At 71.5% G+C, this 24,655-nt stretch carries 17 protein-coding genes; 2 read left to right on the forward strand and 15 right to left on the reverse strand.

The window, feature by feature from the left end:
• The 7 genes from ACFQQL_RS06465 to ACFQQL_RS06495 all read right to left on the reverse strand — a co-directional run bounded on the left by ACFQQL_RS06465 (position 1) and on the right by ACFQQL_RS06495 (position 9,712).
• The gene (locus ACFQQL_RS06465) at positions 1-1,482 is read right to left on the reverse strand and encodes a sulfatase-like hydrolase/transferase (protein WP_382392437.1); all 1,482 of its coding nucleotides are present in this window, start codon (positions 1,480-1,482) and stop codon (positions 1-3) included.
• A complete protein-coding gene (locus tag ACFQQL_RS06470; protein WP_382392439.1) occupies positions 1,482-2,954 on the reverse strand; it encodes an extracellular solute-binding protein in 1,473 nt (490 codons plus the stop codon). Before ACFQQL_RS06470 ends, ACFQQL_RS06465 begins: the two co-directional genes overlap by 1 nt.
• A gap of 17 nt (positions 2,955-2,971) precedes the next feature.
• Entirely contained in the window at positions 2,972-4,432 is a 1,461-nt protein-coding gene (locus ACFQQL_RS06475) for an ABC transporter substrate-binding protein (protein WP_382392441.1), read from the reverse strand.
• Positions 4,433-4,516: 84 nt separating this feature from the next.
• Entirely contained in the window at positions 4,517-6,364 is a 1,848-nt protein-coding gene (locus ACFQQL_RS06480) for a glycoside hydrolase family 2 protein (RefSeq protein WP_382392443.1), read from the reverse strand.
• Entirely contained in the window at positions 6,361-7,815 is a 1,455-nt protein-coding gene (locus ACFQQL_RS06485; protein WP_382392445.1) for a sulfatase-like hydrolase/transferase, read from the reverse strand. Before ACFQQL_RS06485 ends, ACFQQL_RS06480 begins: the two co-directional genes overlap by 4 nt.
• The gene (locus tag ACFQQL_RS06490) at positions 7,812-8,576 is read right to left on the reverse strand and encodes a carbohydrate ABC transporter permease (RefSeq protein ID WP_382392447.1); all 765 of its coding nucleotides are present in this window, start codon (positions 8,574-8,576) and stop codon (positions 7,812-7,814) included. Before ACFQQL_RS06490 ends, ACFQQL_RS06485 begins: the two co-directional genes overlap by 4 nt.
• A 173-nt stretch (positions 8,577-8,749) precedes the next feature.
• Positions 8,750-9,712 (reverse strand): carbohydrate ABC transporter permease, encoded by a 963-nt coding sequence (locus ACFQQL_RS06495; RefSeq protein ID WP_382392449.1) that lies wholly within the window; start codon positions 9,710-9,712, stop codon positions 8,750-8,752.
• A gap of 133 nt (positions 9,713-9,845) precedes the next feature.
• Here ACFQQL_RS06495 and ACFQQL_RS06500 point away from each other — a divergent pair, with 133 nt between their 5' ends.
• Positions 9,846-11,459: an alpha-L-arabinofuranosidase C-terminal domain-containing protein gene (locus ACFQQL_RS06500; protein ID WP_382392451.1), complete on the forward strand. Its 1,614-nt coding sequence runs from the start codon at positions 9,846-9,848 to the stop codon at positions 11,457-11,459.
• A 6-nt stretch (positions 11,460-11,465) separates the two neighbouring features.
• On the opposite strand, the gene ACFQQL_RS06505 is transcribed toward ACFQQL_RS06500, so the two are convergent.
• From ACFQQL_RS06505 to ACFQQL_RS06540, 8 genes are all read right to left on the reverse strand, one after another.
• Entirely contained in the window at positions 11,466-12,311 is an 846-nt protein-coding gene (locus tag ACFQQL_RS06505; RefSeq protein ID WP_382392453.1) for an SDR family NAD(P)-dependent oxidoreductase, read from the reverse strand.
• Between the two features lie 22 nt (positions 12,312-12,333).
• The gene (locus tag ACFQQL_RS06510) at positions 12,334-13,152 is read right to left on the reverse strand and encodes an alpha/beta fold hydrolase (RefSeq protein WP_382392455.1); all 819 of its coding nucleotides are present in this window, start codon (positions 13,150-13,152) and stop codon (positions 12,334-12,336) included.
• Positions 13,153-13,334: 182 nt separating this feature from the next.
• Positions 13,335-16,538, reverse strand: a complete 3,204-nt coding sequence (locus ACFQQL_RS06515) for a GH116 family glycosyl hydrolase (protein ID WP_382392457.1) — start codon at positions 16,536-16,538, stop codon at positions 13,335-13,337.
• A 199-nt stretch (positions 16,539-16,737) separates the two neighbouring features.
• Positions 16,738-17,208 (reverse strand): peptidase inhibitor family I36 protein, encoded by a 471-nt coding sequence (locus ACFQQL_RS06520; RefSeq protein ID WP_382392459.1) that lies wholly within the window; start codon positions 17,206-17,208, stop codon positions 16,738-16,740.
• Between the two features lie 170 nt (positions 17,209-17,378).
• Complete coding sequence (locus ACFQQL_RS06525; RefSeq protein WP_382392461.1) at positions 17,379-18,422, reverse strand: ABC transporter substrate-binding protein; 1,044 nt, start codon at positions 18,420-18,422, stop codon at positions 17,379-17,381.
• Complete coding sequence (locus ACFQQL_RS06530) at positions 18,419-19,834, reverse strand: FAD-dependent oxidoreductase (protein WP_382392463.1); 1,416 nt, start codon at positions 19,832-19,834, stop codon at positions 18,419-18,421. Before ACFQQL_RS06530 ends, ACFQQL_RS06525 begins: the two co-directional genes overlap by 4 nt.
• Positions 19,831-21,525 carry a dihydroxy-acid dehydratase domain-containing protein gene (locus ACFQQL_RS06535; RefSeq protein WP_382392465.1) on the reverse strand — a complete coding sequence of 565 codons (1,695 nt, stop codon included), beginning with the start codon at positions 21,523-21,525 and terminating at the stop codon, positions 19,831-19,833. Before ACFQQL_RS06535 ends, ACFQQL_RS06530 begins: the two co-directional genes overlap by 4 nt.
• Before the next feature lie 144 nt (positions 21,526-21,669).
• A complete protein-coding gene (locus tag ACFQQL_RS06540) occupies positions 21,670-23,145 on the reverse strand; it encodes an arylsulfatase (protein WP_382392467.1) in 1,476 nt (491 codons plus the stop codon).
• 311 nt (positions 23,146-23,456) lie between these two features.
• Here ACFQQL_RS06540 and ACFQQL_RS06545 point away from each other — a divergent pair, with 311 nt between their 5' ends.
• On the forward strand, positions 23,457-24,521 hold the full coding sequence (locus ACFQQL_RS06545; RefSeq protein ID WP_382392469.1) for an ROK family protein: 1,065 nt from the start codon (positions 23,457-23,459) through the stop codon (positions 24,519-24,521).
• Positions 24,522-24,655 lie beyond the last annotated feature (134 nt).

Here is a 24,655-nt window from a genome sequence, read left to right on the forward strand (position 1 = left end):
CTAGGCGGTCAGGGTGCGCGCGACGTCCGGGTAGACATCGCCGATCTCGTCGGCCAGCAGGCGTCGTAGCGCCAGCCGGTCGGACGTGCGAGCCGGGTCACCGGCGAGGTTGACGAGCTCGTCGGGGTCGAGGGCGTGGTCGTAGAGCTCGTCGACGTCGCGGGAGCGGTAGACGTACCGGACCCGGTGGGTACGGACGGACAGGTTCATCCCGTCACGGTCGGCGTCCCACGTCGCCGGGTCGACGTGCTCGCCGTTCGCGTCCGCCTCCATGCCGTACAGCACCGTCTCGGCCGTGACGTGGTTCCGGGTCGGCGTGGGCGCCGCCTTGGCGAGCATCGCCGCGAAGGAGGTTCCGTCGTCGTCCTCGGTCCAGGTGACGCCGGCCAGCTCGGCGAGGGTACGGGCGATGTCGACGACGGAGACGAGGTTGGTCGTTCTCGTCCCGCCGGTCTGGTCCGGGTGGCGGACCAGCAGCGGCACCCGGAGCGCCTCCTCGTAGTGGAGCAGATGCCCCTTCTCCATCAGCCGGTGCGCGCCCATCATGTCGCCGTGGTCGGAGGTGTAGACGACGATCGTGCGGTCCAGCTCGCCGGCACGGCGGAGGTGGTCGAGGATCCTCCCGACCTGGGTGTCCACGAGCGCGCACAGCCCGAGGTAGTGGGCGATCATGTCCGTCCAGCCGGCCTCGTCGAGATCCGCGTACTTGGTCGCGTACGACGACGTGGCGACCTCGCGCGGTCTCGTCCCGGGCCCGGCGGCGAAGCTGGCGGGCAGGCGGACCCGGCGCCGGTCGATGATCCGGTCGTAGGGCGCCGGGACCACCATCGGGAAGTGCGGGGCGTTGAAGGAGCAGACCGCGAACCACGGTCGGTCGTCGGGCCGCTGGTGGAGCGCCCGGAGGAACTGGTCCGTCTGCCACGTCTCCAGGAAGTGCTCCTCCGGGATCGCGGCCGTCGCCCGGTGGGGTGCGGAGCGGAGCGTCTCGACGTCCGCCCGGGTGAGGTTCTCGATGTGCCCGTCGACCAGCTCGTAGCCCTGTCGGCCGGCGTACTCCCGGTACGGCTGGATGTAGCGGCCGCGGTCCCGTCCGTCCAGCACGGCCGGGATCGCCGAGGTGGCGCGGAAGCCCATGCGCCGCGGTGTGGTGCCCGGGACGTGCCACTTGCCGCAGTAGAGGGTGTGGTAGCCGGCGTCCCGGAACGCGGTGCCCAGCCCGGCGTCCCGGAGCCGGGGGTCGATCGCCCGCCAGTTGCCCAGCACGTGGTGGTGCCGCGGCATCCGGCCGGTCCACAGGCTGGTCCGGGACGGGCAGCACAGCGGGAACGGCGTGTAGGTCCGCTCGAGGACCGTGGAGGTCTCGGCGAGCTCGTCCAGCACGGGGGTGCGGGCGGCCGGGTTGCCGGTGTGACCGAGGGTGTCCCAGCGTTGCTCGTCACTCATGAGCACCAGGACGTTGAGTCGCTGCTTCCCCGCCGCCATCAGCCGTACATGTCAGCCGTGAAGTCCTGGCGGGGCTGCCAGTCCGGGAAGGCCCAGTCCTCGAACTCGACCTGGGCGCCGGCCTCACGGGCGGTGGCGAGCGCCTCCTCGCGGGCCGCCTCGGAACGGTCGCTGAGGTCCCGCAGGGCGGTGCGCACGTCGCCGAGCTCGCCGGCGAACAGACCCTGGATCGTCATGCCGAGGTCGGGCTCGATGAGCGGCATCTCCGCGTTGACCAGATCGATGTCCGGGTTCTGGCTGACCGGGAGCGGTGCCAGGTACACCTGGTCCTGGTACCAGTCGATCAGCTTGGCGTACGCGGGATGGACGTCCGCCTCGGCCACGGCGGCGAGGTCGAGCGGCGGCTGGTCCATGTGCGCGGCCAGCTGCCGGTAGTACTCCGGCGTGGTCAGCATGCTCAGCAGCTCGCTGACGTCCTCCCGTCGCTCCGACGGGCCGGAGAGGTAGAACGCGCCGCCCTGCGGGCCGCGGTAGGAGACGACGTCCATGCCCGCCTCGGGGACCAGCATCGGCCCGACGTCCAGCTTGTCGGCGAACTCGGCGAGGTCCTGGACCACGACGCCGGCGCACCACGGACCGTCGAGGTAGTATCCGGCCTGCCCCGCCGACCACCGGGCACGTGCGTCCGCGTCGCTGAAGGCCTCGGTGCCGGGGACCAGGAGGCCGTCGTCGCGCAGGGAGAGCCAGAACTCGACGGCGGCCACGTACGCGTCGTGGTGGTAGGCGAACTCCCCGGTCCGGAAGTCCAGGCCGTTCAGGCCCTCGAAGCCGCCGGCCTGGGCGAGCATGTTGATCTGCTCGCCCAGCCGGGGCGGCTGGCCCAGGGCCACCATCCACCCGTAGGTCCCGTCCCCGCCGGTGTCGGCGACCGCCCGCGCCGCCGCGCGGAACTCGTCGTACGTCCGCGGGGGCGCGTCCGGGTCGAGGCCGGCCTGCTGGACCAGGTCGCGGTTGAACCACGTCGCCGCCCAGTACTGGCGGAAGTTGAAGATCGGGAACGTGTAGGTCTCACCGCCGAACGTGTGCACGCCCTCCGCCAGCGCCTCCGGAGGCAGGGCGGCGAGGGCGTCCTCGGTGAGGGTGATCGGCTGGAACCAGTTCTCTGCGATGAGCGCCGGTACCGGGAGGTTCAGCCCGACGTTGGTCAGCACGTCCGGGAGCTGGTCGCTCTGCTTCGCCACCCGCAGCGCCTCGCCCATCTCGGCGGTCTGCTGCGGCGTGTACTCGACCGCGATCCCGGTGTCCGCCTGGAACTGGGCGAAGACCTCCTGGTGCAGGTCCTGCAGCGGGTTGAAGTGGTCCCACCAGGTCAGTGGTCCGCCGCTCCCTCCGGTGCCGTCGCCTCCGGCGGGCGGCGCGGTGTCGCACGCCGCGAGCACGCCGGCGACGGCGCCCGCACCGGCCGCCTGGAGCAGGCGGCGCCGGGTCAGATGTCTCGAGATGTCGTTCATGCGTCCGCGCTCCCGGCTCAGTACATGTCCGGCGTGTAGTCCTGACGGGGCTGCCAGTCGGGGAACGCCCAGTCGTCCATGTCGACATCGACACCCTCTGACTGCGCCGCGGCGACGTTCTCCTCGCGCTGCCGCATGGACTTGTCGCTCAGCTCGCGCAGCGCGCCCCGCCAGTCCGGCACGTCACCGCTGAACGCGCCCTGCACGATCATCCCGAGGTCCGGCTCGATCAGCTCGGCCCGAGCGTTGACCGCGGAGATCGACGGGTTCTTCGCGGACGGTGCGGGCGCGAGGAACACCTGCTCCTGGAACCAGCCGACCATCTCCGCCCAGGCGGGGTGGACGTCCGCCCGGGAGATCACCGAGACGTCGAGCGGCGGCTGCGCCATGCCGTTGGCGATGTCGATGTAGTACTGCTCCTCGGTCTGCATCGCGATCAGCTGGCTGGCCGGCTCGACGTTCTGCGACGAGCCGGAGATCCAGTACATCCCGCCCTGGGGCGCGCGGTAGGCGACGAGCTCCGTGCCGGAGTCGGGCACGAGCATGGGCGCCACGCCGAGCTTCTCGTGGAACTCCTGGGCGTTGGACGTCACGAGGCTGCCCGGGCACCACGGACCGTCCATGTACAGGCCCGCGCCGCCGGCCGCCCACCGGATCCTGGCGTCCGCGTCGGCGAGCTGTCCGGAGCCCGGGTACAGCAGGCCGTCCTGCTGCAGCGAGAGCAGGAACTCGACCACCGTGAGGTAGGCCTCGTGGTGGTACTGGATCTCGCCGGTCTCGTAGAGCTCGCCGCCGAACCCGGGGAATCCCGCTGCCTGGGCGAGGAAGTTGACGTGCTCCGCCACGCGCGGGACCTGCCCGAGGTTGAAGATGGCGCCGTAGGTCCCCTCGCCCCCGTCGTCCTGGACCGCCCGGGCCACCGCGCGGAACTCGTCGTAGGTCGTCGGCGGCTCGACGCCGGCGCCCTCGAGCATCTCGGTGTTGTACCAGGTCAGCGCCCAGTACTGGCGGTCGTTGAAGATCGGAAAGCTGTAGACGTCGCCGTCGAAGACGTGGATGCCTTCGATGAGCGCCGTCTCGGGCAGGCGGGCGAGGACGTCGTCCGGGAACGCCGCGGCCTGGAACCACCCCTCGTCGATGAGTGCGGGCACGGGGAGGCGCAGGCCGACGTTGGTCAGCACGTCCGGAAGCTGGTCGCTCTGGTTCGCCAGCTGCAGCGCCTCACCCATCTCGTTCGTGAGGTGGTAGCTGTACTCCACCTGCGTCCCGGTCTCCTGCGTGAACCGCTCGAAGATCCGGTTGTTCGCGGCCTGGAGGTTCGGCGTGTGGTCCCACCACGTGAGCGGCCCGCCGGCGCCCCCGCCACCGCCGCCACCACCGCCACCCCCACCACCGCCGGGCGGCGCCGTGTCGCAGGCCCCCAGCAGTGCTGCCGCGCCGAGGGCTCCGGCGCCCTGCAGCATTCCCCTACGTGTCATCGTCATGGTCGTGCCTTCCTCGGTGAGGGCTCATGCGTTGCTGTCTGCATCGGTCGAGATCGGATCTCCGCTGACCCGGGGAGGTCAGACTCGCTCCTTGGTCGCGCGGCGGTAGGCGTCGACCTCTTCGGCGGGGATGGCCGCGGACGGCCGGGTGATGATCCGGCGGATCTGCTCGACCGGGAGCTTCGGCTCCCGGTCCTCGGTGAGCAGTCCGTTGCGCTCCTGCTGGGTGTCGGTGAGCTGGGTGTAGCAGAACCCCGCGACGCGGGGAGCGTCGAGGATCGCCGAGGTCAGCTCCTCGAGCCGGTCCTGCAGGTCGGCCGCGCTGGTCACGGTGCTGTAGCCGGCCCACCGTCCGTCCAGGTCGTCGACGTAGGCGAGTCCGCCGTACTCGGTGATCATGACGGGCTGTCCCGCGTGCTCGACGTCGTGCACGAAGATCTTCCGACGGCCGGGACCGGGGCCGTGCAGCGTGTGCTCCAGATCCGGCACGGCGTGGTAGCGCCGGCGGATGCTCTCGCCGCTCGGGGTGTAGTCGTGGACGGACCAGATGTCGCTGACCGTGTGCTCCCAGCCGTCGTTGGAGATCACCGGCCGGGTGGGGTCGAGAGCCTTGGTGAGGTGGTACAGCGCCGTGGCGAAGCTCTGCTGCTGGGGCGAGGTGGCGATCCGCGGGACGCCCCAGCTCTCGTTGAGAGGCACCCAGGCGACGACGCTCGGGTGGCTGACGTCGCGCTCGACGGCGGCCTGCCACTCCTGAACCGTCCGGGTGACGGCCGTGGGGGAGTAGGCGAACGCGTTGGGGAACTCGCCCCAGACGGCCAGGCCGAGCCGGTCGCACCAGTAGAGGAACCGCGGGTCCTCGATCTTCTGGTGGATCCGCGCGCCGTTGAAGCCCAGCTGCTTGATCAGCTCCACCTCGCGCCGCAGCGCGTCCGGGCCGGGAGCGGCCAGGTGGGACGTGGGCCAGTAGCCCTGCTCCAGCACCATGCGGAGGTAGTACGGGCGACCGTTGAGCAGGAAGAGACCGTCCCGGAAGCCGGCACTGCGCACCCCGAGGTAGCTGTGGACCCGGTCGGCCGGCCCGGCGGTGCCGGGTGCCTCGAGCAGGATCTCCGCGTCGATGAGCGTGGGCGACTCCGGCGACCACAGGATCGGCTGACCGGTCTGCAGGTCCTCGAGGGCGAACGTGACCGTGGCACGGTCCTCGCGAGCCCGGGCGCTGTGCTCGGCGAGCAGCACGCCCTCCAGGCTGAGCCGGACGCGGACGGTCAGGCCGGAGACGATCGTGCCGCAGAGCGCGAGATCGAGGCGGACCTGTCCGGCGTCGATGTCGGTGGTCCACCGCAGGGAGCTGATGTGCGTCTGGGCCACGGTCTCCAGCCACACCGGCTGCCAGATGCCGCTGGTGCGGTCGTAGAAGATGCCGCGGGCACCCTCGGAGGTGACCTGTTTGCCGCGGGGCTGGTGCAGGTCGGTGGGGCGATCCTCCGCACGGACCACCACGGCCTGGACGCTGCTGTCCGGGTCGAGCGCGTGGGTGATGTCGAGGGTGAACGGGGTGTGCCCGCCGGTGTGCTCGCCGACATGCCGGCCGTTCACCCACACGACCGCGTGGTAGTCCACCGCGCCGAAGTGCAGCAGGACCCGCCGTCCGTCCTCGGGGACCGCCACCTCGACCTCCCGCGCGTACCAGGCCACCGGGTGGAAGGACGTGTCGGCGACTCCGGACAGCGGCGACTCGGGCGGGTAGGGCACCTGGATCCGCGCCCCGAAGGGGTCGGTGCCGAGCCGTGCGCCGTCGTACCACCGCTCCTGGACGCCGCGGTCGTCGTCGTCGAACGCGAACTGCCACGTGCCGGTCAGGTCGTGCCACGTCTCGCGGCGTAGCTGCGGCCGGGGGTGGAGCTGGTCTGGTTCGCCTGTCACCAAAATGCCTCTCGTCGTGCGCTGCGGTCCTCGGTCGCCACGAGGACGTCGAGCAGGCGCTCCTGCATCCGAGCCCTCGTCGCGGCGTGGGCGGGTTCGTCCCACAGGTTGTTCAGCTCGTCCGGGTCGCGGGCGAGGTCGTACAGCTCACCGGTCCGTGCCCGGCCCGTGGCGGGCTCGCCGTGGTGGACGACGACCTTCCAGCTCTCGTGCCGGAGCATGGTGGTGTGCACCGGCGGGTCGTAGGGGTGGCCGCTGTCGCGGTACTCCGCCAACGCCCAGTCCCGGGTCCAGCCCGCCTGCCCGGTGGCGAGCCCCAGCAGGCTCTCGCCCTGGTGGGCGGGGGAGGCGTCCAGCCCGGCGATCTCCAGCAGCGTCGGCGCCAGGTCGACCCACTGGACCAGCTCGCCGTGCCGCTCGCCGGCCGGCACGTGGCCCGGCCACCTGATGAGCAACGGCACCCGGACGGCCACGTCGTAGAGCATCGGGCCCTTGAGCATGAGCCGGTGGTCGCCGAGCATCTCGCCGTGGTCGGAGGTGAAGACGACCACCGTGCTCTCCGTCAGTCCCTCCTCCTCCAGCGTGTCGAGGATGCGTCCGACCTCGTCGTCGACGAGGCCGACCATCGCGTAGTACGCGGCCTTGACCTCCTGCAGCTCGTCGGCCGTGTACTCGGCGTAGCCCTTGGCGTGGCCTGCGTAGGACCGCTGGGACGCCTCGGTGTAGATCGGGGGCTTGCCGTCGAGCTCGTCCGGCGTGGTGACCGGGCGGCTGAGGCGCGCCGGGTCGTACCGGTCGAGGTACTCCTGCGGTGCGCCGAAGCCGTGGTGGGGGTCGAAGAAGTTCGCGATGAAGCAGAAGGGCTTGTCGCGCTCCCGGTCCTGGCGCAGGAACGAGATCGTCTCCTCGGCGATCCACCGGCTGTAGTGGGCAGACGTGGGCATCGTGTCGAACGTGAGGTCCGAGCCGGGGTCCGTCGCGGCCTCGTAGAGGTCGGGTCGGTGGGCCCGCAGCCACCGGTGGTAGGCGTTCTCGGACGACCCGCGGTAGGGGTCGTGCGCCCAGCGGAAGACCCGGAAGCCGTCGTCGAGGCGTGGCTCGGTGCGCCCGCCGAAGCAGGCGGCCAGGTGCAGCTTGCCCACGAGACCGCAGTCGTAGCCCGCCTCGGCGAGGTCCTTGGTGAAGAGCCGCTCGTGCGACGGCAGGGCGACGCCGTTCGCCCACAGACCGTGGGAGTGGACGTACCGCCCGGTCATCAGGCTTGCGCGGGACGGCCCGCACACGGGGTTCTGCACATAGCAGTTCTCGAACAGGGTGCCCTCGTTCGCGAGCCGGTCCAGGTTCGGGGTCTCGATCTCGGCGTTGCCGGCGGCGCCGAGCGCGCTGAAGCGCTGCTGGTCGGTGCAGATGAGCAGGATGTTCGGGCTGCGGCGGCCCGTGGCGGTCGTCATTGCTTGATCGCTCCCGCGAAGCCCTTGACGAACTGGCCCTGGAGCAGCACGAACAGGATGACCAGCGGGATCAGGGAGATGGTCGCCGCGGCCGCCATGCCGCCCCAGTCGGTGGAGTTCTCGCCCACGAACGCCTTCATGCCGACGCTGAGGGTGCGCAGCTCCGGCCGGGAGAGGGAGAAGACCAGCGGGATGAAGAAGTTGTTCCAGGTGGCGAGGAACGTCATCAGGGTGGCCGTGGCCGTGATCGGCCCGGACAGCGGCAGCATGATCCGGAAGAAGACGGAGAAGAACCCCGCGCCGTCGATGACGGCGGACTCCTCGAGCTCGCGGGGGATGCCGCGGAAGTACCCCGCGTAGAGCAGGATCAGCGCGACGTGCCCGCCGCCGGACATGGCGAGGACCATTCCGGACAGGGAGTTCAGCAGGCCGAGCTGCTGCGAGATCTCGACGACGGGGATGATCGTGTAGCCGGTCGGCACGAAGAAGGTGGCGACCAGGACGATCACCACGACCTTCTTCCCGAAGAACTGGTAGCGGCCGATCACGTAGCCGGCCATGGCGCACCGCACCACCACCAGCACCACGCTGGCGACGGTGACGAGGATCGTGTTCCACGTGTAGGTGCTGAAGTTCGCCTCGGTCCAGGCCCGGGCGTAGTTCTCCCACACCGGCGTCTCGGGGAGCAGTGACAGCCCGGCGCTGAAGATCTCCAGCTGGTCCTTGAGCGACGCCGAGACCATCCAGAGGAACGGATACACCCACAGGAACGCACCGCCCAGAAGGAACAGGGCCAGCAGCCACCACGGCAGGCGCCGCAGGAGGCGGCCGGGCCGCCACCGGCCTCGCCGCGCGGGCCTCCGGCGCCGTGCGGGTGCGGTCCACCTCGGGCCGGCTGGAGGTCGTCGTCGTCATGCTGCCGTGCTCCTCGCGCTCATGCGGACCTCGCTCTCTGCACGGCGCGGACGCCGAAGAGCTGGAACAGGCCGACGGCGCAGACGAACAGACCGAAGACGACGGCCGCTGCGGACGCGTGGCCCAGCTCGGGGACGGTGGCGGCGAAGGCCCAGCGGTAGATGTAGATCTCGACGACCTCGGTGGCGTAGTACGGCCCGCCGTTCGTCATGGTCAGCATGAGGTCGAAGACCTTCAGGGCCGACTCGAAGGACAGCAACGTGATGATGATGAGGAACGGCTTGATCAGCGGCATGGTGATCGAGCGCAGCAGGTGCCAGGCGCCGGCACCGTCGATCCGGGCCGCCTCGTAGACCTCGTCGGGGATCGTCTGCAGGGCGGCCAGCCAGTAGATCATCGTGATCCCGAACCACTTCCACACGTAGACGGCCGCGGCCGTCCACAGTGCGTAGGAGGAGTCGCCGAGGAAGTTCACGCCGGCCTCGACCAGCCCGAGCCGCTGCAGGGTGAGGTTCACCGGCCCGGACGCCGGGTCGAACACGAACTGCATGACGACGCCGACGATGGCCGCCGTGGTGACGACCGGCAGGAAGTAGGCGGTCCGGAAGAACGTGGAGAACGGCAGCTTCGGCGAGTTCAGCGCGAGCGCCAGCAGCAGTGTCAGGAGCACCTTGAACGGCACGACGGCGAGCATGAACAGCACGGTGATCTTGAAGGAGTTCCAGAACAGCGGGTCTGCGAAGACGTCCCGGAAGTTCTGCAGCCCGACGAAGGTCTTCTCCGCCTCGAACCCGTTCCACTCCAGGAACGCGTACCAGTAGCTGGCGATGATCGGGTAGACGGTGTAGGCCCCGTAGAGCACGACCGTCGGCGTCAGCATCAGCCAGATCCACAGCTGCTGCCGGCTGAGCCGGGGTTTGCGCCCGGGCGGTGATGCGTCGGGCGCGAGGACGTCCTGGTTGCTGTCGACGGCGACGGTCATCCGGGCGCGCATCCTCTCCGTCGAGCGTTCCGCCGGTAGTACGACGTTGTAGGGCCGCGCGTAGTATTACGTTGTACACGCCGTCGGGACAAGACCCTGGACAAATCTGACGCGGCCGCCGACCGGAGAGACCGTGACCGCCACCATCGAGATCGACACCGCCGAGCTGACGCGCATCGACCGGAACATCTACGGACACTTCCTGGAGTCCGCGTTCTTCGGGAACATCGACGGCGGCGTGCTCGACGAGCGCGGCGAGGTCCGCGGCGATGTCGTCGACCTGTGCGCACGGCTCGGCGTGCCGAACGTGCGCTGGCCCGGTGGGAACTTCACCTCGCCGTACCACTGGGAGGACGGGATCGGGCCGCGCGAGCACCGGCCCCGGCGGCTCGAGCTGGCCTGGGGGTCGGAGGAGTCCAACGCGTTCGGCACGGACGAGTTCCTCGCCTGGTGCGCACTGGTGGGCGCCGAGCCGTTCCTCGTGCACAGCTGCCGCGACGTCGACGAGGCCGTCCGGTGGCTCGAGTACACGAACTACGACGGCGACACCGAGTACACGCGGCGGCGAACGGCGAACGGCCATCCCGACCCGTACCGGGTGCGGTACTGGGGCATCGGCAACGAGGTGTACGGCCACTGGCAGATGGGGTACCGCCCCGCGCGCGAGTACGCCGCGGCCGCCCGGGAGCACGCGCTCTTCATGCGGCGCGTGGACCCGTCGATCAAGCTCATCGCCGTCGGCGCGCCGCCGGAGCAGGTGGTCCGTGGCCCGGGGGTCCGGGGCGCCGAGCAGCATCACGAGGAGTGGACCCGGCCCCTGCTGGACCGGGCCGGGGGCCTGATCGACTACGTCTCGACTCATCTGTACGCGGCGAGCACGCACCTGGTGGCCGACGACTACGACGCGGTCGTCGGGCAGCCGCAGTTCTTCGAGCAGCGCATCCAGGACTACGCGCACCTCGTGGCCGACACCGCACGCGACCTCGGCGTCGAGCGGCCGCTGGCCCTCGCCCTGGACGAGTGGAACATCCGCCACCTCGAGCCGGCCTCGTGGCCGGAGCCGCGCCCCGGTGAGGACGGCGGCGTGGCGCCCCGCGAGACCGACGGCGGCGACGTCTCCCGCCTGCGCGTCAACCGGTGGAGCCCTCGTACCCTCGCCGACGCCCTGTTCTACGCCGGCGTCTTCCACGTCCTGCACCGCGGGGCGACCCTGCCCGTGCCGCCGACCATGGCGAACACGGTGAACCTCGTGAACGCCAACGCCCTGGTGGTGGCCCGGCCCGGCGGGGTGCTGCCGTCCGCCTCGTACCACGTGTGGGACCTGTACCAGAACCACACCGGCCCGATCGCCCTGGCCAGCCGGGTGGAGGGGCCCGCGCGGACGGCACCGGTCCGGCAGGGCGTCCAGCGCGAACCCGACGGGACGTTCCGCTCCGTCCCGGACGTGGTGCCGTCCCTCGACGTCAGTGCGTCGGCGTCCGCCGACCGCAGCCGGCTCCACCTCGCGGTCATCAACCGGCACCGTAGCGCCACCGTGGAGGCCCGCCTCGTCCTCGACGGCCGGACCGGCAACCTCCCGCGCCGCGCCGAGGTCCACGACATCGGCGCCGACGTGGCGGACGTGTTCGCCGTCAACACCCTCGACGACCCCGATCGGGTCGCCCTGCGTCACCGCGGCGACGTCGACCTCGACGGCCGCTACGGCTTCCCGCCGCACTCCGTCACGCTGCTGACCTTCCGCCGGTGAGGCGCCTCAGTGCGAGGGCACGAGATCGCGGACGATCTCGCCGGAGAGGACCTGCGTGAGGGCGCTCGCGCCGCCGTCGATCACGTACGTCCCGCCGGTCATGTAGGAGCCCGCGTCCGAGGCGAGCAGCAGTGCCAGGCCGGTCAGCTCGTCCGGGTCGCCGAAGCGGCGCATCGGGATGCTGCGCTCCCACAGCGCGGTCTTCTCCGGGTGCCGCGGCCGGCGCCCGCCGATGTTCGTGTTCACCGGGCCCGGCGCGATCGAGTTGACCCGCACCCCGTAGGCGGACAGCTCGACGGCGGCGGCGCGGGTCAGCGAGACCACCGCCGCCTTGGCGGTCTGGTACGCGTAGCTGACGAGCGGCTCCGTCCGCAGCCCGGCCGAGGAGGACGTGGTGACGATGCTGCCCGAGCGCTGCCGCTTCATCACCGCGGCGACAGCCTGCATGGTGCTGAACGTACCGGTGAGGTTGATCGCCATGACCCGGTTCCAGGTCTCCAGGTCCAGCTCGTCGATGCCGCCGCCCGGCTGCCCGATGCCGGCCCCGGCGTTGATGCCCGCGTTGAGGAACGCGGCGTCGATACGGCCGTGCTTCTCGGCAGCCGCCGCGACGGCCGCGTGCACCGCGGGGGCGTCGGCGATGTCCACGACGGCGGCGTCCGCCGCCGGGGCACCGTCCGTGCCGGCCACCTCCGCGCGGACCTCCTCGAGGTGCTCGGCGTCCCGGTCCAGCAGCACGACGGCGGAGGCCCCGGCCGCGGCGGACGCCTTCGCGATCGCCTCGCCGATGCCGCTGGCGGCGCCCGTGACGAGGACGACGCGGCCGTCGAGCGAGAGGGTAGGTGCGGTCATCGGTGCTCCGTCCGGTGGTCGGTCACGCGGCCGCGAGGCGGTCGCGCAGGAGGGATGTGACGAGGTCGGGGTGGCTGACGTTGAGGATGTGGGCGCCGTCGTCCACCACGGTGAGGGTGGCTCCTGGGATCGCCGCGGCGAGGATCTCCCCGTGCGACGCAGGAACCGCCACGTCCTGTGCGCCGGCCACGACGGTGGCCGGGCAGGTCACCTGGCGGGCCCGGTCGCGCACGTCCGCACCGGCGATCGCCTCGCAGCAAGCGGCGTACCCCGAGGGGCGCATCGCGCGCAGCGGCGCGACCACCCGTTCGGCGGCCTCCGGATGTGCCTCGAGGAACGTGGAGGTGAACCACCGGCCGGCGACGCCGCCGCTGACCACGTCGATGCCGCCGTCCCGGACCGCGGCGGCGCGGTCGGTCCAGAACTGCGGGTTCTCCTGGTAGGCGGGTGCGCTGAGCACCGTCGCCGAGGCCACCCGTTCCGGGTACCGGGCCGCGAGGTCGACCGCGACCATGCCGCCGAGCGAGAGGCCGCACACGTGGACCCGGTCCGCGCCGGCCGCGTCGAGCACGGCCACCGCCTCGTCCGTGACGGCCTCCAGCGTCGGGCGGGGAGGCGGGTCGCCGCCCTCGCCGTGCCCCCAGTAGTCCCACGTGAGGCACCGGGCCTCACCGGCCAGCGCCTCCACCTGCGGCCACCACGAGTCCTGCGCGGTGCCCAACGAGTTCGCGAACAGCACCGTGGGCCCGCCGTCTCCTCGTGCTCCGCTCGTCCCTCGCTCGCGCTCGTCGACAGAGGTCCACGGGGTGCCGGCCGCGGTGCGGCCAGAGCTGGCAGTCACGGTGCGTGCGTCCTCCTCGACGAAGCGGCGTGCGGGCCCGACCGGACGCTCCCACCGGACGCCGGCCCGGACAATGCGCCTTTCCGATCAGCGGAAGCGCCCGCCGCTGGTGCCTTCAGCCCCTAGCCGGGTCACGCGACGGCGCAGGCTGCGCACCGTGGCGGGTCACCGGACCGTGAGGGTCACCGGACCGTGACCACCAGCGTCTGCCCCGCGCTCAGCTCGACCTCCTCGGCGAGCGTGACCGTCACTGCCGCACCGTCGACCGTGACGTCCTCGACGTCCACCCGCCGCCGGCCGCCGTGCCCGTCCACCACCTCGGCGTGCGCCGGTCGGTTCCCGGGCCGGTCGGGCACCTCGGTGGCGAAGGTCCGCAGCCGCAGCCGGCCGTGGCGCAGCTCCAGCTCGCTGCGCTGCTGGTGGCCGGTGCGGCGCTGCCGGTACAGGCCCCAGCCCTCGGCGACGGTGAACGCGGCGGCGACCTCCGCCGGGTCACCCAGCCGCGGCGCGAGCCGCAGATACCCGCGGGGCCCGTGGTAGCCGTAGCCGGTGGCGGCCAGGTAGGCGGCGTGGCTCATCATGGCCCGCGTGTAGTGGTCCGAGCACTCGACCTCGTTGTAGGGGTTGCGACTCCCGGCCGAGTACCGCTCGTGCACCGCGTGCACGACGGTGAGCGCCTCGCCCACCATGCCCTCGGCGAAGAGGTGGGCCGCGAGCTGGTACTCCTGGCCGGTCCACACCTCGTTGAAGTAGGCGACCAGGGTGGGCTCGCCCTCACCGGGCGCGATGTCGGAGCCGCCGAACGGCCAGGTGCACATCACGGTCCCGGGCTCGCCCTCGGTGCTGTAGGTCCGGCCGCCCTCGATGCCGGACTCCTCCATGTACGACTGGGCGTCCGGCAGGTGGTTGTTCCGCACGATGCTCTCCAGCGCCGTGCGGGCGTGGGACTCGTCGACCACGCGCGGCAGGCCGAGCTGGTGGGCATAGGTCTGCCCGAACATCTGGTCGATGTGACAGCCGCGGTTCGAGCTCGTGGCCTCGGCGTGCGCCGGATCGGTGACGTGCTCGTAGTAGCCGTACTCCTCGTTCCACAGCGAGGTGTCCAGGTACGCGGTGCCCGCCTCGGCGATCGTGCGGCACCGGGACGCGAAGGCGGCGTCGCCGACGTCGTCGGCCATCTCGGCCGCGGCCCGCAGGGCGGCGACGTACAGGCCGGTGATCCACGGGATCTCGCCGTACCAGGTGGCGTCGAGGGTGTTGTACTGCGCGCCCTCCAGGACGCCGTCGGGCTCGCCGTCGTGGCCGATGAGGTACTCGGTCGCCTTCCTGACGCGCGGCCAGACCCGTTCGAGGAACGCGCCGTCCGGTGACATCTGGTGCTCGCGGTAGGTGCGCAGGACGTTGCCGCACTGGCCGTCGTGCGCGACCCTGCGGTCCGCCTCGCCGCGATAGTCGATGGCCCCGGTGTCGGCGTGGAAGGAGAGGCCGAGGTCCACCCGCTCCCGGGTGTCGCGCTCGAGCTCCGGGAAGAGCCGCGCGACCGACTGGGCGTAGTTCCACACGTGCGTGCACGTGCCGTCGCAGCAGTAGATCCCCTCCCACGCGTAGAAGCGCCCGTCGTGGAACCGCAGGCATGTGCCGGTGGCGAGGGTCGAGGCGGGGGAGAGGGTCCGCTCCAGGAACCACACGGGCAGCGTCGCGTCGTCGTACCACGTCCGCACGAACGCGTGCGTGTCCGCTGAGAGGTCCGCACCGCGGTCCGCGAGGTCGGCGACGACGGCGGAGACGTCGGCGTACCTCTCGCCGTAGTGGCGGCGGAGGTTCTCGGAGCCGTCGATGTAGCCGAACCGGTTCCCGCTGATCGTCGGGAAGTGCCACGCGAGTGCGAAGCGGACGGTTCGCTCCTCCCCGGGTGCGAGGTCGACGGCGACCGTGACCGTCCCGGCGAGCGAGCCGTTCCCGGCGTCGGCCTCCGCGGGGCCGTCCTCGGCGTCGAACCATGCCTCGGGGGTGTCCCACGCCGCGATCGACGGACGGACGCGGGCGGCCGGGTCGAACGCGGCGAGCGCGAACGTGCCGCCGTCGGGAAGCTCCTCCACGGGCCGCGGGTCGAGGGGGGTGTCGGTCTGCCAGATCCGGTCGCAGTTGACGTGCGCCCAGCCGCCGACGCCCTCGTCGACGAGCTCGATCCGCGCCGTGCGTCCCGCCCACGCGCTGACGTCCACGGCCTTGGCCCGCATGATCTCGGAGTTGTTGCCCGTGAGTCGGGCCACGACCTCGCCGTCGACGACGACGTGGAGGCCGGCGTCGACGCGGTTCCCGCCGCCGATGCTCGCCGCGAGGTACCTGCGTTCGAGCGTGAACGGCTCGCTGGTCAACCGGCCGGTGTGGTCGTCCGCGGGTGCGGAGGCGTCCCGCCAGTTGTGCGAGGTGACGAAGCGGCCGTCCGCGCCGAGGTCACCCTCGCGGACGAAGTAGTCGGGCGCCTCCGCCTGGGTGACCGGCCCGTCACCGAACGCCGCGCCGGTGGCCGTCCAGGCCCCGTAGCCGTCCTCCCAGTTCTCGACCGCGACGTCGGGGCGCGGCTCGGGCAGCTCGGCTCCCCGCGCGCCGTGCTGCAGACCGGGCGCGCCGGCGTCCGCACCCAGCGCGGAGGTGGTGAGGACGATCGGCTGGCCGCGGCGGCTGTCGAGGCAGACGGGGTTCTCGGCGATGCCGAGGAGCTCGGCGCTGACCGGGTCGGGCGAGGTGTTGCGCAGCGTGTACTCGAAGACGGTCGCCGGCAGGGACGAGTCGGCCACCCGGGTGGGGACGAAGGGAGAGAAGGCGTCGAGGTCCACCTCCAGGGGGCAGGCGGCGTCCCGCAGCTCGACGTGCCCGATCGGGTAGCGGCCGCGGAAGCGCACGTCGGAGAACCCCTCGGCGTCGAGCCGGCGCGTGTGCGCGCCGTCGCCCCACCGCAGCGCGAAGCCGGTGGTGAAGACCGGGTCCAGGTCGAGCGGCTCGGCGTAGTGCCGGCCCTGCCAGTCGTCGCCGCCGTAGCGGAAGGCGTCCGCGTTGAACACGTCCCACAGCCAGGTCCGGCCGTCGCCGGCGAGGTAGACCTGGCCCGTGGTCAGGCCGCCGACGGGCATGCCGATGCGCGACAGCGCCTCGCCGGTGTACTCGGTGGGCGTGCCGCGGGCCGAGATCCGCTCCAGCCACGCCGGGTCGAGGTCGGTGCGTGCCGGCACAGGGCGGGTCTCGGCGCCGGCCGGGACGCCGGGTCCGACGGCGAGCGTGCCGGTCGCGGCCGTCAGAGCGATGAACGAGCGGCGGCTCACCTCGCCCGGGCCGCAGCAGGTGGTGTCGGGCAGGTCGGCGCTCATCAGGTCTTCGGACGTCATCGTCCCGCTCGCTCGTCTCGCTCGTGGTGGGAAATCGATTACTGAACGATACGGACGCTAGAGGTGTGGTTGCGGCATGTCAACGGGCTACGGCGCGATCGGACGTGGGCCCAGCCGTGACGTATGCGTCACAGCTGGGCCCACGAAAGGCGGATGTGCTGCGGGAGGGCTCAGGCGGAGGCCGAGGCAGCGGTCGTCATCAGCGCATTCCGTCTCCGACGCAGGCTGCCCCTGCGCCGACTTGGTGAGCCATGAACGACGAGACCTGGTTCTTGAGGCCGATAGCGGCGAGATTACGGGTGGCGCCGGGGTTGATCTGTCTCGAACGCCCGGTGCACTGGGTCCCGTCAGAGAGGAATACGGCGTGGCCCGTGCGGTTGATCACGGATGCGGCGTTGTTGCCGACGGGAACTCCGACCCCGTTGCCGGGCCGGTAGCCGGAGCCGCGCCGGAACCGGTCGTTGCCGAGGAAGCCGTCGACCGGGCGGTAGAAGTTCGCCTGAGCGCCGTTCCAGTCGCTGTTGAAGTAGAAGCAGAGCGCTCCGCGCGGGCACCGGTCCGCAGGGGAGGCGGCCTGGGCCTCCGGCGCGACGGTGACGATGCCGAGTGTCAGGCCTGCGACGGCGAGCAGGCTGGCGAGCAGCCGTCGGATGGGCTTCGCCTCATTCATGGTTACGTCCGTTCTGTGGTCGTCTGACGGGTTCGGGGTACCAGCAAATATCGATGACGGCGCGGGAGGGAAGGGCGCTGGATGGGGAGGAGTCCCCAACAAGCCTTTGCAGGCTGGGACGCTCACAGGCAAAGGTCGAGCGCCTGGAGGCAGCGATCGAGTGGCAGGGCTCAGGGCGTCAGGAGCTCGTTGGTCGCCCAGCTCTCGGCGTCCTCGACGCCCGAGACGAAACCGACTCGCTCCAGCTCCTCGAGGCCCTCGAGCCAGAGGTCCATGTCGGTGACGAGGAGCTCCGGCGCGGCGCCGCCGTCGGTCCAGCCGTCGGCCTGGACGGCGAGACCGTCCCGCGCGACCGCGTCGTCGTCGAGGGTCGCGAAGGTGTACTCCTCGCGCAGCGTCGCCACGGTCTGAGTGAAGCCCTCGTCCTCGAGGACCGAGCCGCAGGCCGACCGGACGGCGGCGAGGTAGGCGCGGATGGGCTCCGCGTGGCTCTCCAGCGCCTCCTCGGTGGTGACGTAGAACTGCGTGTCCGACGGCATCGGCGCGACGTCCCCGGGGTTGAGCGCCGCCGCGTCCTCGTGCTGCGCCTGCACCAGCAGGCTCATGTCGGTGCTGGAGATGTACCCGTCGAGCTGTCCCCGGCGGACCATCTCCCAGGACGCCGGGGTCTGGGCGACCACCTGGCGCGTCACCTGCTCCGGGTCCACACCGCCGTTCATGAGCATCAGCAGCAGGCTCTTCTCGCTCGTGCCGCCCTCGGACGGGATCCCGATCGTCAGCCCGACCATGTCCTCGGCGGTCTCGATCGGCCGGTCCAACGAGTAGTTCAGCCGCAGCATCGGCTGCCGGATGATGGTGCCGACGTTGACCAGCGGCTGATCCTGCTCCGTGCGCGCGGTCGCGAGGTCGATGGTCGCGCAGCGGGACAGCGGCGCGACGCCACCGAGCACGCTCTGCAGCGCCTGCGGGGTGCCGCGCGCGACCTGGACCGTTGTCTGCAGGCCCTCCGCGGCGAAGTGGCCGCCGGCGATGCCGACCATCTCCGGGGCGAACGTGAGGGTGTCCATCGGCAGGAAGCTGACGAAGGTGAAGTCCTCGGTGGCGCCGCCCTGCCCGCCGCCTGCGCCGTCGTCGGCGCAGGCGGCCAACGCGCCGCCGCCGAGCAGTGTGAGGCCGGAGGCCCGCAGGAAACCGGCACGGGTCAGGTGCGTCATCGTTCCTCCGCCGCCGTGGTGACCGACTCCTTGTCGGGCGCGAGCTCGGTGCCCAGGTAGGCGCCGTCGCGCAACAGACGGCGCTGCAGCTCGGCGACGTCGATCTCCCCGACGGCGCAGTCCGCGCTCAGCGCCAGGTCGGCAGCCGTGCCGGCAGCCTGGCCCATCACGAAGCAGGGCCCGGAGACCCGTGCCGAGGACTGCCCCCACTGCGTCATCGAGGCGGCCCGGCCGACGGCGAAGAGGTTGCGCACCCCGCTGGGCAGGATCATCCGGAACGGCAGCTGGTTGAAGCCGCGGCTGTCGGCCGCCCGCGGGAAGCGGAAGTCCACGTCGCCGGCCACGTGCGCCTCGACCGGCCACCCGTTCACCCCGATGGCGTCGGGGAAGTCCACGCAGTCGAGGATGTCGTCCTCGCTGAGCTGGTACGGCCCGACCACGCGGCGGGTCTCGCGGATCCCGATCTGCGGCGCCAGGTCCACGATGTAGGCGTCCTCGAAGCCGGGGGTGACCTGGCGGAGGAAGGCGAAGGTCTCCCACGCCTGCCGTCGCCCCTGGATCTCCCCGTGGGTCAGCTGGTGGACGTCGGTGCCGTCCACCGGTGAGCCGTCCTCGTTGCTGAGCTGGGTGAGGTTCGAGCGCCACTCGATCGGGTGGCGCTGCGGCCGCACGATCGGCTTCTTCCGCGGGAACCGGTGCGTGCCCGCGGCCTCGGCCTCCTCCATCTTCTCCACGACCGTGCGCCAGGCCGGCCCGGCCCGCTCCGGGTCCACCCCGTTGATGCGGAACATGAGCGACGGGTACAGCAGCTTCTCGGAGGTCTCGGTCGGCGCGCCCGCCCAGTGGGCGAGGTCGGCGTCGCCCGAGCCGTCGACGAACACCCGCCCGCGGATCGCGGCACGGCCGGACTTCGACTCCACCACGACGGCGTCGATGACCCGGTCCGCGGTCAGTGCCGCGGTGTGCGCCTCCTCGCGCATGATCAGCCCGACCGCCATCGCGTGGAAGAGGAGCTCACCGCCACCGGAGAGCACCAGCTCGTCGGCGGCGATCTTGTAGGCGGAGATGTCGAAGGCCTGCGCCTGGATGCGGTCCGCCACGGTCAGGTGCGGCGCGTTGAGGCCGTCCATCGCCTCCAGCCGGTCCAGCAGCTCGTCGGCATAGCCGTGGATCACTCGGGTGTCCTCGCCGTGCACCCGGGCGTGCAGACCGCAGAACGTCGACAGCCCGCCCATGGTGCCGGCGCCTCCCAGGAACCCGTAACGCTCGATCAGCAGCGTCGAGCGACCGGCGCGGGAGGCGGCGGTGGCCGCCATGAGGCCGGCGGGCCCGCCGCCGACCACCACGACGTCGTACTCGCCGATCACCGGGATGCGGCGTGCCGGCTCCTGGACCGTCGGGCCGGGGCTCACGGCGCCTCCCCGGTGAGCCCGGCACGGGCGCAGAGCACGGCTCCGCAGGCCAGGGGCTGGACGGTGGCGCGGTACTGGTCGAGGATCCCGTTGGTCTCCACCTGCGTCTGGGGCGTGAAGGCGGGGCGGGCGGCCAGCTCGGCCTCCGGCACCAGCAGGTCCACGCGCCCGGCGTCGAGGTCGATGTCGATGAGGTCGCCGTCCTGGACCAGGCCGAGCGGTCCGCCGGTCGCAGCCTCGGGGGAGACCTCGCCGACCACGATGCCCTGGTTGACCAGGCCGGACATCTGCCCGTCGGTGATCACGGCCACCGAGCTGCCGAGCCCGCGGCCCTCGAGGGCGAAGATGAACGCCGAGGTCATGCCCATGGCCGGCCCGCCGACCAGCCCGATGCCGCGGATGATCGCGACGTCTCCCGGTTGGATGCGGCCGTCGGCGACCGCGTCCACGCCCTCCTCTCGGGAGTGGAAGACCTTGGCTGGGCCCCGGAAGCGGCGGGGACCGGGATCCGGGACGGGCCGTTTGACGACGGCGCCCTCCGCGGCGAGCGAGCCGCGCACGACGACGATCGCCGGGTCCGTGGAGAACGGGTCCGCGAGCGTGCGGATCACGGTGCCGTCGGCCGGCCGGGCCGCGGCGAGGTTCTCCGCGAGGGTGCGGCCGTCGACGGTCCGCTGGTCGCCGTCGAGCAGGGGGAGGAGCTCGCGCAGCACGGTGGCGGCGCCGCCGGCGTCCTCGAGGTCCTCGACCAGGTGCGGGCCGTTGGGTCGCACCGAGCACAGCATCGGGGTCTCGCGTCCCAGCGTGCGGTAGCTCTCCCAGACGTCGACGTCGACGCCGGCCTCGATGGCGACCGCCTGCAGGTGCTTGATGGTGTTGATCGATCCGCCGACAGAGAGCATGAGCCGGACCGCATTGGTGACCGAGCCGGCCGTGATGATGTCCCGGGGGCGCGTGCCCGACTCCACGAGGGCCGCGAGCGTACGGGCGGAGCGGCGGACCGTGTCCCACATGCGTTCGCCGGCGGCCCGGACGGGGGCGGCACCGCTGACCGCCATCCCGAGCGCCTCGGCCACCATGTGCATCGAGTTCGCGGTCGCCAGGCCGGCGCAGACACCCGGGCCGCGGATGGCCTGGTCGGCCAGCCGGATCACCTCGGCGTCGACCGTGTCCCCGTCGAGGACCTGCTGCGAGGCGCGCAGGAACACCTCCTCGACGTCGGCGTCGCCGTCCGCCGCGAGCCCGTTGTGCTGGTACCCGCACGGCACGATCACCGTGGGGATGTTCAGCCGACCGGCGGCCATGAGATGGGCGGGGGTGGTCTTGTCGCACGAGCTCAGGCAGATCATCGCGTCCAGCTGAGCCCCCTCGACCATGACCTCGACGTCGTTGGTCATGAGGTCCCGGGTCGGCAGGATGTACCGGCCGCCGCGGCCGGCACTGGTGATGAAGTCCGACGGCGCCGCGGTCCGGACCTCGAACGGCAGGAGTCCCGCGGCGCGCAGCTCCTCCTTGAGCACGACCACGATGTCGTCGAGATGGGCGAAGCAGGCGGCGAGGTCGTTGGAGGTGTTGACGATCGCGACCTTGGGGCGCTCCAGGTCCGCCGGGTCGATGCCGAGCGACACCCACTGCGCGCGCCGCGTGATGGCTCGCGCGGTGTTGGGTGGGAAGTTGCTGCGCAGCTCCATGCACGTCCTCCTCGACGGTCCGCGGCGACGTCGAGAACGTCCCACCACGTCTTGGACCGGGCAAGGAGTGTTTCCGGGCAGTGGAAGCGGTGCCCCGCGCAGGCTCCTCCGACCGGGAGGCGTCGGTACGTCGGGGTACGCCGCCTACCGCGGAGGCAGGTGCGACGGGGTGGTGCCCCGGTCCCCGACGCGCTCGCGCAGGAACGGCAGGACGTCGTCGACCGGTCGGCCGACCTGGAGACGCCCGTCCGCGACGAATCCCTCCGGCCGGTCGGCGAGCTCGTCCACGAGCCTCTTCCGCCACGCAGCGAGGCGAGGTCCGTGCCTCGCGTCCCTGGCGAGATCGCGGCACTCGTGGGGATCGGCAACCAGGTCGAAGAGCTGCTCGACACCGGTACCGCTGCACCAGATGTACTTCTCTCGCCCGTCCGTGAGGAAGTGGATCGACTGCCCGAACCGCGTGTGCTCGCCATGCAGGTGCTGTCGCCAGCCAGGGTCCGCGCCACGGGCGATTCCGAGCACGCTGCGACCGTCCAAGCCGTCCGGAACCTCGAGGTCCGCCGCGTCCAGCAGGGTCGGCATCACGTCGCGCAGCTCGACCACGTGATCGCCGTCGACCCCCGCGGGGACACCGGGCCCGGACATCGCGAACGGGATCCTCGCCGCCCCTTCGTACGGCAGGGCCTTCCGGTAGAGGTTGTGGTCGCCCATCAGCTCCCCGTGGTCCGAGACCAGACAGACCACGGTGTTCTCGCCGGCGCCGGTCGACCGCAGCTCGTGCAGCAGCCGGTTGACCTGCTGGTCGATGTGGGACATGTGGCCGTAGTAGCCGGCCCGGGCCCTCTGCAGCATCCTTCGATCGAGCTTCGCCACCTGCGGGTCCGGGCTCGACGGCCTCTCGTGCTGCGCCCAGAGGTCGGTCCAGTCGCCGACGGGCGGCGCCGGCATGTCCTCGTACAGGTACTGCTCGAACGCCCACGCCGGTGGGTCGTACGGGGGGTGCGGGCGGTGGAAGGACGCAAAGAGGAAGAACGGACGAGTCCGGTCACGATGACGCAGGAAGTCGATCGAGCGCTGAACGACCCAGTTGGTCGGATGGACCGACTCGGGCTTGTCCCACGGTCGCGCCACGACCGAGTTGCAGTGCACGCCGTGCTCGAAGTCGTCGGCCTCGTAGCCGAGGCGCTCGCGCATCCACGGCAGGTAGTCGTCGACCTCGCCGAGGTCGGCGTGCCGGTCCCGGACGAAGTGCAGATAGCCGTCGTGCAGGGCGACATCCGCGAACCCGAGTGACTCGCGCTCCGGGAACACGTGCATCTTGCCGACTGCCTGGGTCTGGTATCCCGCCGAGGCGAAGGCGCGGGGAAGGGTGAGCTCGTAGTCCCACGGCACACCGTCCTCGTATCCGACCCGTCCGTGACGGGCCTGGCTGAGCCCGGTGAACAGGGCGGCCCGAGCGGGGATGCACGTCGGGGTCGCGGAGTAGGCCCGGTCGAAGCGCATCGCGCCACGCATCCAGCCGTCGAGGAACGGGGTCATGACCACCGGGTGCCCCGCGGTCGAGAAGCAGTCGCCCCGCCATTGGTCGACGCAGACCAGCAGGACGTTCGGATGGTTCACGTCAGGACCTCTCTCGCGTCGTCGCCGGCCTGGCTCCCGTGGAGCTCTGCCCAACTCGTTGACCGCGACGGATACATTACGTAATGTACGCAAATATGTACACCGACGCGGGTGTCAACGCCCCCGCACAGCGCGTGCGGAACCGCAGTGCGGTGCTTCAGGCGCTGTTGCTCAGGGGAGCGAGCTCGCGTCAGACCCTGGCCGCATCGACTGGACTGACGAGCGCGACGATCAGCCGTCTCGTCGACGAGATGGGGCGGCAGGGCCTTCTGCGTGTCGGCGCCACGAGCGACGACGGGGGGCCGCGCGCCGTGGGTCGACCCTCCGCGCAGATCGAGCTGGTGGCCGAGAGTCTCTCGGTCGGGTCGATCTACGTCGGCGGGGATGCCGCGGAGGTCGGTGTGCACGACGCGTACGGCCGCGTCGTCGACCGCCGGTCCGTGCGATGCGACACGACAACAAATGGGGCCGAGATCCTGCGTGATCTTGCCGAGCAGCTGCGTGCGCTCGCCCGCGACGCAGGCGTCATCGACCGGATGGTGGGGGCCGGGGCGACGATCAAGAGCGGTGTCTCCCAAGGTCGGATCCTGACGGCGCGCCCCACGTGGCGGGACGTTCCGGCCGCAGACATCCTCAGCGAGGTTCTCGGCCTCGAGGTGACCGTTGACCGGAGCCAGCGCGCCCTCGTCACGGCCGAGTCATGGTTCGGTGCCGGCGCCGGCAGTGGTGTCGTCGCCGTCCTCGACGTCTCCGACGCCGTCGGGGCCGGGATCTCGGTCGACGGCCGGGCGCTGGAGGGCTTCGACTCGAGAGAGGGGCACCTCGGGCACGTCGTCGTGCCGGAGGGCGTACGGGTGTGTGACTCGTGCGGCAGGCCCGGGTGCCTCCAGGCTCAGATCCGTGACGCCGCCTTTGCCGAGGACGCGCGGGAGGTGCTCGATCAGCCCGGGACCGGGGGGTCGGGCGAGGTCATCGACCTGCTCTACCAGGCTGCGAGGGACGGCAACCGGTCGGCCGTGCGCCTCGTCGAGGCTCGCGGTCGCCTGGTGGGGCACGCCCTCGGTCTCCTGACCGCGGTGGTCGACCCTGAGGTGATCGTCGTCTCCGGCCCCACCATCGTTCGCGGCTGGGACCTGCTGGAGCCTGTCATCACCACGGAGCGACTGCGCAGCAGTCCGTTGCCGCACCTGGATCGCCACAGCCGCGTGGTGCCGAGCCCGTTCGGCGAGGAGGCCGTTCTCGTGGGGACTGCGGCGTTGGCCCTCCGCCAGTTCTATGTCGAGCCGGTGTATCCGGATCCTCGTCCTCGAGCCGTCCACGCACCTCTCGACCGTCGGCCGCCACGAGCGGTCGCGACGGTCCGTGCCGGCCGTTGACCCGCCCACGTCGTTGCTGAGAGAGGAGTTCGTGATGGGTTCCGCCTCGACGCGGCGCGACCGTCCCGCAGTGTCCCGGGCGCCGGGCCGTCACGTCCCTGGTGAGCCGGCAGGTGCCAGCGCCCTTGCGTTCG

This window comes from Georgenia alba (assembly GCF_042665525.1).
Classification (GTDB): Bacteria; Actinomycetota; Actinomycetes; order Actinomycetales; family Actinomycetaceae; genus Allobogoriella; species Allobogoriella alba.